The organism is bacterium (assembly GCA_040753085.1).
Classification (GTDB): domain Bacteria; phylum UBA9089; class JASEGY01; order JASEGY01; family JASEGY01; genus JASEGY01.
In genome coordinates this window covers 1-8,629 of sequence record JBFMHI010000114.1, presented here as the reverse complement: position 1 = coordinate 8,629, position 8,629 = coordinate 1, and the positions used below count along the sequence as shown (strand labels likewise).

Here is an 8,629-nt window from a genome sequence, read left to right as displayed (position 1 = left end):
GTGTAGGGACAGGGCTTGTCCCTGTCCGTGCTTGTCCATGTCCGTTCCGTAGACGGACAACCACAAGGGTTGTCCCTACAGCCTAAGGACAGACCCTAATCACGGACACGGCTCACGGATTTTCCGTCTTTCATCTGTGTGCATCTGTGGCTGAACGGTTACCCCTTTTTTAATGCTATCTACAAAAAATGGAAACTAATATAACTAACCACACCTGCCTTAAGGGAAGAACCGGTATTCTTCTCCAGGGCAAGAAGTTATTCATTACAAATAACAAAAGAAAAATTATCCCGCCCCAACCTGGGTGGTAAATCAGATAAGCCGAACCGATCATAAACTCACTGAACCGGTCAGCGGCCCAATCAATTTCGGCATTATTTTCCCCTGCCCGTCGGGCCAGGACACCATCAATACCATCAAATACGAGAACGAGAAAAAGAAGAAAGGCGGCCAGTAGGGGTTTTTGGCCTAAAAGCGCCAGGGCGCACCCCAGGGAAAGCCAGCCTCCGACCCTGGTGGCCTCTTTGGCCTGAAAAGGAAGAGGCGGTATTAAATAATCCGCCAGGTTTTTCCTCTTTCGGGTAAGTTGATCTAAGATAGTCATTTTTCGACCTGGGCCAACGGCCTTTTATAAATCGGCATTCTCCGTGACTCTTCTTTTAGCAGACCAGATTACTTTTCTTCCTGGTCATCATTGCTTTTTGCCCTCACCAATCTTAGAATCTTATCAATCATTTTCTTGGCTGCTTGCAGGGATATCCGCACCTCTTCTTCAGTAAGCTCAGATGTTACGGTAAAAGGATACCGTTCTTCAATATAGTAATCTGTTATCTTCAAGCACTCTTGACGGAATTCTTCAAAAGAAGGTTCGTATCCAACAACCTCGTTCAAAAGCGTCTCTAACTCATGTATCCTTCGAAGCTTCCAGCCCTTTGACAGAAGATAGCCCTTCAGATATTTCTCAATCGCCTGTTGAATATTGAACCCAGCGCCTTCAAGATCATCAAATTCAAGCAGGTTTTCTGCCCGTTTCAGTTCTTTAGCTCCCATCTTAAACCAATCCTCTGGATAAAGAGATTCATCTTTCCTCATAGAGCACTTCTCCCTTGGTTAATATCTCATCAATAAATTGGTCGCCCCGCCTTATCCGGTCGGCCAATTCTTTCTGAGTGATAACAATCGGCTCAAAAGGAATGCGTCGGGTTCTATCTGAGACAATCTGGCGCACACTTACTCTTCGATCAATAGGTCTTTCATCCGTCTCTTTGATAATAAAAAGATCTATATCACTATCCTGGTCTGGTTTTCCGTAAGAATAAGAGCCAAAAAGGATAATCTTTAAGGGTTTGTATGAGGCGGCTATCTTCTCGACCATTCCTGAAATTAACTGTTGGGCTTTTTTATCCTTGACCATTAGCCTCCCTCCCCTGTTACGCCCGCCTCGTTTCCGAAGATATCTATCACTCCGGCACCAATCCAGTAATTCAAACAAACACCCTTACCGGCTGGATCAGGGCATCCTTCACCTTTCCTACGGCCAGAAGCCGGCCAGTCGGGCTATGCACTCTAACTAAACTGCTGTCAGGTAAAACAGACGCTCCGCCCTCCGCCTTCCGCCTTCCGCCTTCAATAGGCCGTCCATGAGAGATAAGCTTAACCTCTGAAAAGGTTGTTTCTACTACCGGCAGGAAAGAGAGGGCTTCATCCATAGAATAAATGAGGTCAGTAATATTTCCCGCTTCTCTGGCTTCTTTTAGTTGAGAGAGACTAAGGGCTTTACTCAACTCAAAAGGGCCTACCCTGGTTCGGGTAAGGGAGCTAAGATGTCCTCCTGCCCCCAGGGCGTCTCCCATATCAGCACAAAGGGTTCGCAGGTAAGTTCCCGTCCCAACTATGGCCCGAAAGCTAATCTCAGGATGAGGCCCATCACTTAACCCCAGATAGACTAATTCATAGATATTGACCTGCCTGGGACGACGTTCTACCTCCACGCCTTCTCTGGCCAACTTATAAAGCCTTTTCCCCTGGTGATGAAGGGCAGAATACATGGGAGGTATCTGCTCTATCTCCCCCACAAAGGCCTTCATCACCCTTTTAATCTGCGCCTCATTCACGACCACCCTGGGAATAGATTCGGTTATCTCTCCCCACTTATCCTGAGTCGATGTCTTTATCCCCAGCTTCAATTGGGCCAGGTATTCTTTCTTTTCCTGATTAAGGAAGGGGATGATCTTAGTGGCCTGGCCCAGGCAAACAACCAGCACCCCAGTGGCTTCCGGATCAAGGGTGCCGCTATGTCCGACACGTTTTAGTTTCAGCCATCTCTTGACCACGGAAACGACCTCAAAGGAGGTCATCCCCGCTTCCTTGTTTATGTTTAGAACCCCATCCATAGCTTATAGGTAACGGTTGCTTCCCCCATGGGCGGCCTCGCCTCTGTAATCCGCCATCACTGAAGATATTTCCCTGGATCAACCGCCCGACCATTAACCCTCAATTCCAGATGAAGGCAGGGCTGACCGGCTATCTGTCCGCCTTCTCCGACCTTACCCAGCGGGGTAGTTAATTGGACTTTCTCACCTTCCCTGACCCCGATCTCCCCCAGGTGGCCGTATACGGTATAATGGTTATTACCATGATCAAGCATTACCACGCCTTCGTAACCCTTGAAGGATCCGACATAGACCACCTTCCCTTCGGCGGCTGGCCTTATTGTTTCACCTGGAGCTGCCGCCATGTCTATTCCCTTATTGATAAAGCTTGTCTTGAATTCAGGGTGATTCTGCTTGCCAAAGCCGATCAGGATCTTTCTCTCCTTCACTGGCCAGGACAAGCTTTTAACTGAACCGGTTGGCTGGGCTGATTTCTTTGCCTCCACCTTTTTCTTCATTTCTTCTAACTGGACAAGAAGTTTCCCTATCCGGCCGGAAGCCTTGTTAAGCTGGGCGATTCTATCTTGCCGCATCTTTTCTTCCTCAGCGATTTGGTTTAATAACTTAACCTTGGCCAGTCTCTCTTGTTTCTTTTTCCAGTAAGTGCCCTCCACCTCTCCCTTTTGTTTTATCACTTGTTGATAGCTTTGTTTAAGGTCTGCTCTCTTTGAGTATACCTTGTTCTTTTTGTCTTCAAATTCTTTTATTTGTTGAGAGGCATATTGGGCCGCCAGACGGGTGAAATGAGATCGCCGCCTGAGTAAACTAGGTAAATCCGGCGGGCCAAACAAGGCATCCACCCAGCTTATTCGGCGATGTTTATATACGTTAAGCAGGGAAGAAGAAAGCATTTCTTTCAATTTCAAGAGGTTCTGATTAATAGCCGCAATATCGTAATTAATCTTTTTAAGTCTGGTATCAATCTGTTTCGCCTCTTGGCCTAATTTGTCTGATGAAGATACGCCCTTGTTTAAGTCGGTATTGAGTCTTAATAATTCAGTCTCTATCTCCTTTTTCTTCTCTTTTGTCTTAACTAATTTATCCTTCTCTTTCTCGATCTCTCTGGTTATACTCTCCAGTTTTTTCTGTCCATCCGTCATCTCTTTTTCGTAACTTTTTATATTTTCTCCGTAAGCTACTCGGCAGATCAACCCTAAAGACACTAAGACACAAAGACTAATCCCCAGATGGCCCCGACTTTCTTCACCTTTTTCCTTCAAAAGATTCCATATAGCGATAAAACCTCCGAGGCCGCCAAGGGATCCGCTGACCAGAATCAGGAATACCACTGAATTCAAAGAAAGGAAAACAAATCCGAATGGTAAAGAGGGGAAGAGAACCAACCCTTTGAGGCCAAACTGGTAAACTATCCATAGGCTGATGCTACCCAGGGCGCTGCCGAGTCCTGCCTGGAATATCCCTTCCAGGATAAAGGGCCAGCCAATGAACCAATTGGTTGCCCCCAGTAACCTTATGGTCTCCATGGTCTTAATCCGGGCGGCCACCGCCGATCTTATGGAACCGGAGACGATCAAAAAGACAATTAAAGCAGAGACGATCATTATCCCCCAAATAGCCAGTCGACTGATTTGGTCAATCTTGACCAGGGGGGCCATAACCTCAGCTCCATAGTCTACTTCCTTTACTCCGGTTAACTGGCTGATCTTGAGGGCTATTTGTGAAAACTGGGTTATTCTGGCGGAGAATCCCTCTTTAGTCACAAATACCTCCAGGGTGTCAGGGAAAAGAGCTGATTCCAGACTCGAGGGGAGGTCTAAATTCTCTTTAAGTCTTTTAAGGGCTTCTCCGGAGGAGATATGATTTACCTTTTTGACCCCCTCCATTTTGAGGATAGTCTCTTTGAGAGGACCGATCTTTTTCTGGCTTAAATTTTCTTGAAAATAGACAATAATAGGGGTCCGTCTGCCGATCTCTTCCAGGGATAATTGGACATTCAGGGCTAAATTAAGGCATAAACCAAATCCGAAACAAACCAAGGTAATGGCCGCTATCACCAGCCAGATTTCACTTCTTTTAAAGTTGCTGAGGGTTTCAGCAGCGAAATATTTAATATACATTATTATCGTAAGCGTTCAGGTGTCAGCAATCAGGCAAAGTTATTGGTAGTCTGGTGTCTTGGTTTGGAAGATACCAGACTACCAGATAATTTCTTTACTTCACTCTCAAAATATTTCTTTACCTCTTTCCACTTTACTTCTTTCAACATCCTTGGTATTTCCTCAGACTCAGCCTCATTAAAAAACACCAAACTCTTTTGAATATGAATAAGATTAGAAGCTAATTTTCCATATTTTTTGTTATAGAAATCTAAAATTGTTGCTAATTCATAACCAGATTTACATATATAGTACAAGTCAATAAAATCCCTCTTCGCCCCTCGAGTGGCTACCGCATCTATCTTCATCGCCGCAATGTCTCGAATATCAGCTATATTCAATGACAGATATTTCAAAGGGGAAAAGATCAAAGGATACTTATAAATAAAAAGGCTAAATTTTATCCCCTCAATTTTGCCTAAAACCGTCCCTTTATTGGCCTGCTCTTCATCAAATACACCTAATTTTGACAGTTCAGCCGAAAAACTTTTGGGCACAAATTCCTTCATGGTAAAAAAGTCAAAATCTATCGAGATACGGTGCCCTAATTGGAGAGCCGCCGCTGTACCACCGGCCAAATAAGCATCTTTCAAAATACCTGAACGACCTAATAAGGCCAGAATGTCCTTGGCTCCTTTGATGAGGGTTTCTTCAAACATAATACCTTTTTTTTGGGCACATCTAATATAAGAGCCCAATAATTAGCGCTTTTTTGAGAATAGCCACGAAAGTTTGATAAGACATTCTTTATTTCTGATTTCTTGAAATTATTCCACATCCAGGCCACGGCCTGCTCATCACCATACTCCAAAATTCGCCTCAAAACATACACCCGGCGTTTTTGCAAGTCTATATTCTTAAATTCTACCTCCCAAAAATACTTATTTAAAAATTCAGGCAGCTTTTTCATTTCAGGTAGATAGGCTGAAGGCTGAAGTTCAATAGCCTTCCCGACAGGTGTTATTAACTAGTAACCGTTCAGCCACAGATGCACACAGATGAAACACGGAAAATCCGTGAGCCGTGTCCGTGATTAGGGTCTGTCCTTAGGCTGTAGGGACAACCCTTGTGGTTGTCCGTCTACGGAACGGACATGGACAAGCACGGACAGGGACAAGCCCTGTCCCTACACTTCCGCCTTCTGTCCTGTGTTATTTATCTGTGCTAATCCGTGCAGCTATACTTGAACGGTTACATTAACTATCAGTCGCCAGCCATCGATTAAAACTTAGCCAGGAGGGAAAGGGCGTGAGTTCGACCGAGGTCCTCAAAGGGGATATAAGCATAGTCCAAGCGGTAATTTTCAGTCAACTTAAATCCCAGCCCACCAGTTACTCCAGGACCAAGATCGCTTTTTCTATAGCCTACCCGGATGAAGGTGTCAAAAAGGCGATATTCAGCGCCCAGATGAAGGCCTACTTCATTATCAATCGGTTCGACAATATCCATCGTAAGGAGGAGATCGTCTCCCAGGGCCCGATAGGAGGCGCCTGCCTGGATTGTAAAGGGGAGGGGGCCTTTTCTGGAGATGAATTCTATCGAGGGTCCCATATTTTTTACGGTAATCCCAATAATCAGGCCAGGCACAAGATTAAGCCGGTGGAGCACTCCTATGTCAAGGCTCATCCCATTGGCTGTCTCCTCTTCCAATCTTTCTCTCAAAAAGGCCAATCTCAAGCCGGCCAGGGTATCGTTTCGCATTTGCCAGCTATAGGACAGGGTTACTGAAAGGTTTGAGGCGGTAAAATCACCGGCTGGTTGACCGGCCTTGATCCCCGCTTCAGCATCCCGGTAATATGTGCCTTCAAAATCTCCCAGATTGAGATAAAGGATGCTTAGACCGGCTGTTCCCAGCCGGCCAAAGGGGACAGGATGGACAATGCCTAAATACTCATAGGCGTTGTCCAGAAACCACTCGTGGTGGCTGACTATCACCTGACGGTAGTTAAGCTGAGAAAGTCCGGCCGGATTTACCGCCAGGGCATTGGCATCATCGGCTGCACCGGTGAAGGCCCCCCCTAAAGCCGTCGGTCTGGCGCCCACCGGCAGCTTGAGAAAAGTAGCCATCGTGGTGCTGACAAATTTCTCTCCTGCCTGAGCCGGGTTGGCCAGGCAGACAAGATAGATCAAGGATAGGGTAACCACTAATAATATCTTGCTTCTAACAGCTCTCCTCTTTGCCATATAGCCCTTGTATTCCATCGTATTCATCGTATTCATGGGTTCACCCCACTGTCCATCAAAAAGCTCCTGAGCCATACCACCACCCCCTCGTCCATGTTGGGCGAGGGAGGCGGTTTGGGACCGATCACTGACCTTTCCCAAAATATTGAGAAGATACTACTACCCTCTCAGATTTGATTTGATAGGTTGGTCTCTTGTAGAAGTAATCCCCCTCAGGGGAGAGGATTAAGGTGTGGGGTAAAAGAGGCTTTACCCACAAATACTAACTTGTACTAACTTGACAAGGCACTACGACTATCTGATGACAGCCAGCTTCCCAGTCTTCACTTCCCCCCGCTCATTAGTAATCACATAGAAATAGACCCCACTCTCGACCCATTCTCCGCCGTTGTTTTTAGCATCCCACGTCCAGCTTACCCAGGTAGTTGGAGATTCCCGCACTAACTCGCCGGCCAGATTGTATATCTTAATCTGATTGTGGGCTTCAGGCAGATTGATAAAGACAATCCCGGTCGTGGCGTCACCTGTCCTGATTTGTCCATCGTAAGGTTTATAAGGATTAGGGTAGACCACTACGTTTCGGAAGTCAGGGACGTAGATAACCCCGATTCGATAATAAGGCACAAGATAAAACTGGCTGGGGATAGCGGCGGTAACCAGATTATTCTCGGTATCGATAAACTGCCCTTCAGTAGGCATCACCCCCGGCAACCTTTCCGGCCTTACCCAGCCGTCAGTTATTAATCCGTATATTCGAAATTCTTTTTCAATTTCATGCACCGCCACATCAGTATATGGAATAGTCATAATGAGATAGTCAGAAGTAAAAGCAATCTTCCAGTCGATATAATTACTGTTCCTGGTAATGCGGAACTCCCGGTAGGTATCATCCAGGACATCCCCAATATAGGAAGGTAGAGCATCATCCGTTATCTCGAGTCCTTCTTCTTTTTCTCGCAATTCAGCCCATTCAGTAGAACCCTTGATAATCTCCTTGACGGTGAGTATTACATCTTCACTTTCAGTGCTAAACCACCCGGCAAAGGCCCCTGGTATAATTTCGATCTTGGTGCCGTGAAGTTCCAGCTCGGCCACTCCGGTGGCTTTAGTTATACGGATTGATTTTAGATACTGGTTGTTCAGAGAAAAGGTATCGGACTGAGAGGAGATCCCGGGGTTGGTATTGGGGGGGTCGTAAGGAGTAATCCTAATGATGTAGTCATGGCCGGAGGCGCCACCCTCGTTTATACTGCTCTGCCAGGTTAAAGTGCAATGACCGGCCTCAACGTTGGTGAGGAGGCCGGGCGAGTCCGAGGAGCCTTCTTCTAAAGTAGCCTGCTGCCAACCCAGGGCGCCGGCTTGAGGCCCCCCTCGATATTGCACCTCCAGGTCGTAAGGCCCTCCTTCTTCCGTATCGGACAGATCAAAGGTAAGGGTAATATCTCCCGGATGCTTTCTGGGGTCTTTAAGGTGAGCCTCAGTGTCAGCTTTTATTTGGCTAACCTCGGGTATGGCGTAAGCTTTACTCCCTCCTAAGCCTAATAGAATTAATCCCAAAACCAGACAGACTAACTTTTTCATATCGCCCTTCATCTTACCACAAAAACAGCCCTTATGCAACCGATTTTTCCCCTTTTTCCTCAACTTTTTACTTGACCTGTTTCTTTGTTATGGATTATAATCGTAACTATTCAGGTAGATAGGCTGAAGGCTGAAGTCCAATCATCTCCTCTCCGCATTTATTTCTAAAAGCCTTCAGTCTTCAGCCTATCTATAATCGTAACAATTAAGGGCCTATCCCCAAACCGATCCGAGCCGTGACCGTTAGTGAGCCACTACAGGCGCTCTCTATCCATCGGCGCGGCGGCTGAGCCGTGCGAGCGGAGGCGAGCTTGC

General features: G+C 46.3%; 9 protein-coding genes. All 9 read right to left on the bottom strand.

What is annotated here, in order from left to right:
• Positions 1-175: 175 nt before the first annotated feature.
• Positions 176-604, bottom strand: coding sequence for a CDP-alcohol phosphatidyltransferase family protein (locus tag AB1797_10775; protein MEW5768085.1), 429 nt, complete (start codon positions 602-604; stop codon positions 176-178).
• Between the two features lie 68 nt (positions 605-672).
• Positions 673-1,092, bottom strand: coding sequence for a HEPN domain-containing protein (locus AB1797_10770; GenBank protein MEW5768084.1), 420 nt, complete (start codon positions 1,090-1,092; stop codon positions 673-675).
• On the bottom strand, positions 1,079-1,414 hold the full coding sequence (locus AB1797_10765; GenBank protein ID MEW5768083.1) for a nucleotidyltransferase domain-containing protein: 336 nt from the start codon (positions 1,412-1,414) through the stop codon (positions 1,079-1,081). The genes AB1797_10770 and AB1797_10765 overlap by 14 nt, the downstream gene beginning before the upstream one ends.
• A gap of 70 nt (positions 1,415-1,484) precedes the next feature.
• Positions 1,485-2,393 carry a tRNA pseudouridine(55) synthase TruB gene (gene truB, locus AB1797_10760; protein ID MEW5768082.1) on the bottom strand — a complete coding sequence of 303 codons (909 nt, stop codon included), beginning with the start codon at positions 2,391-2,393 and terminating at the stop codon, positions 1,485-1,487.
• A gap of 56 nt (positions 2,394-2,449) precedes the next feature.
• On the bottom strand, positions 2,450-4,510 hold the full coding sequence (locus tag AB1797_10755) for a permease-like cell division protein FtsX (protein MEW5768081.1): 2,061 nt from the start codon (positions 4,508-4,510) through the stop codon (positions 2,450-2,452).
• Positions 4,511-4,539: 29 nt separating this feature from the next.
• Entirely contained in the window at positions 4,540-5,208 is a 669-nt protein-coding gene (locus tag AB1797_10750) for a nucleotidyl transferase AbiEii/AbiGii toxin family protein (GenBank protein ID MEW5768080.1), read from the bottom strand.
• Positions 5,157-5,459: a hypothetical protein gene (locus AB1797_10745; GenBank protein ID MEW5768079.1), complete on the bottom strand. Its 303-nt coding sequence runs from the start codon at positions 5,457-5,459 to the stop codon at positions 5,157-5,159. The genes AB1797_10750 and AB1797_10745 overlap by 52 nt, the downstream gene beginning before the upstream one ends.
• 311 nt (positions 5,460-5,770) lie before the next feature.
• Positions 5,771-6,808, bottom strand: coding sequence for a PorV/PorQ family protein (locus AB1797_10740; GenBank protein ID MEW5768078.1), 1,038 nt, complete (start codon positions 6,806-6,808; stop codon positions 5,771-5,773).
• A 219-nt stretch (positions 6,809-7,027) separates the two neighbouring features.
• Positions 7,028-8,314 carry a gliding motility-associated C-terminal domain-containing protein gene (locus tag AB1797_10735; GenBank protein MEW5768077.1) on the bottom strand — a complete coding sequence of 429 codons (1,287 nt, stop codon included), beginning with the start codon at positions 8,312-8,314 and terminating at the stop codon, positions 7,028-7,030.
• Positions 8,315-8,629 lie beyond the last annotated feature (315 nt).

Coding starts and splice junctions, on each gene's coding strand:
- AB1797_10775 (MEW5768085.1), bottom strand. CDS start 604: ATGACTATCTTAGATCAACTTACCCGAAAGAGGAAAAACCTGGCGGAT.
- AB1797_10770 (MEW5768084.1), bottom strand. CDS start 1,092: ATGAGGAAAGATGAATCTCTTTATCCAGAGGATTGGTTTAAGATGGGA.
- AB1797_10765 (MEW5768083.1), bottom strand. CDS start 1,414: ATGGTCAAGGATAAAAAAGCCCAACAGTTAATTTCAGGAATGGTCGAG.
- truB (MEW5768082.1), bottom strand. CDS start 2,393: ATGGATGGGGTTCTAAACATAAACAAGGAAGCGGGGATGACCTCCTTT.
- AB1797_10755 (MEW5768081.1), bottom strand. CDS start 4,510: ATGTATATTAAATATTTCGCTGCTGAAACCCTCAGCAACTTTAAAAGA.
- AB1797_10750 (MEW5768080.1), bottom strand. CDS start 5,208: ATGTTTGAAGAAACCCTCATCAAAGGAGCCAAGGACATTCTGGCCTTA.
- AB1797_10745 (MEW5768079.1), bottom strand. CDS start 5,459: ATGAAAAAGCTGCCTGAATTTTTAAATAAGTATTTTTGGGAGGTAGAA.
- AB1797_10740 (MEW5768078.1), bottom strand. CDS start 6,808: ATGGCTCAGGAGCTTTTTGATGGACAGTGGGGTGAACCCATGAATACG.
- AB1797_10735 (MEW5768077.1), bottom strand. CDS start 8,314: ATGAAAAAGTTAGTCTGTCTGGTTTTGGGATTAATTCTATTAGGCTTA.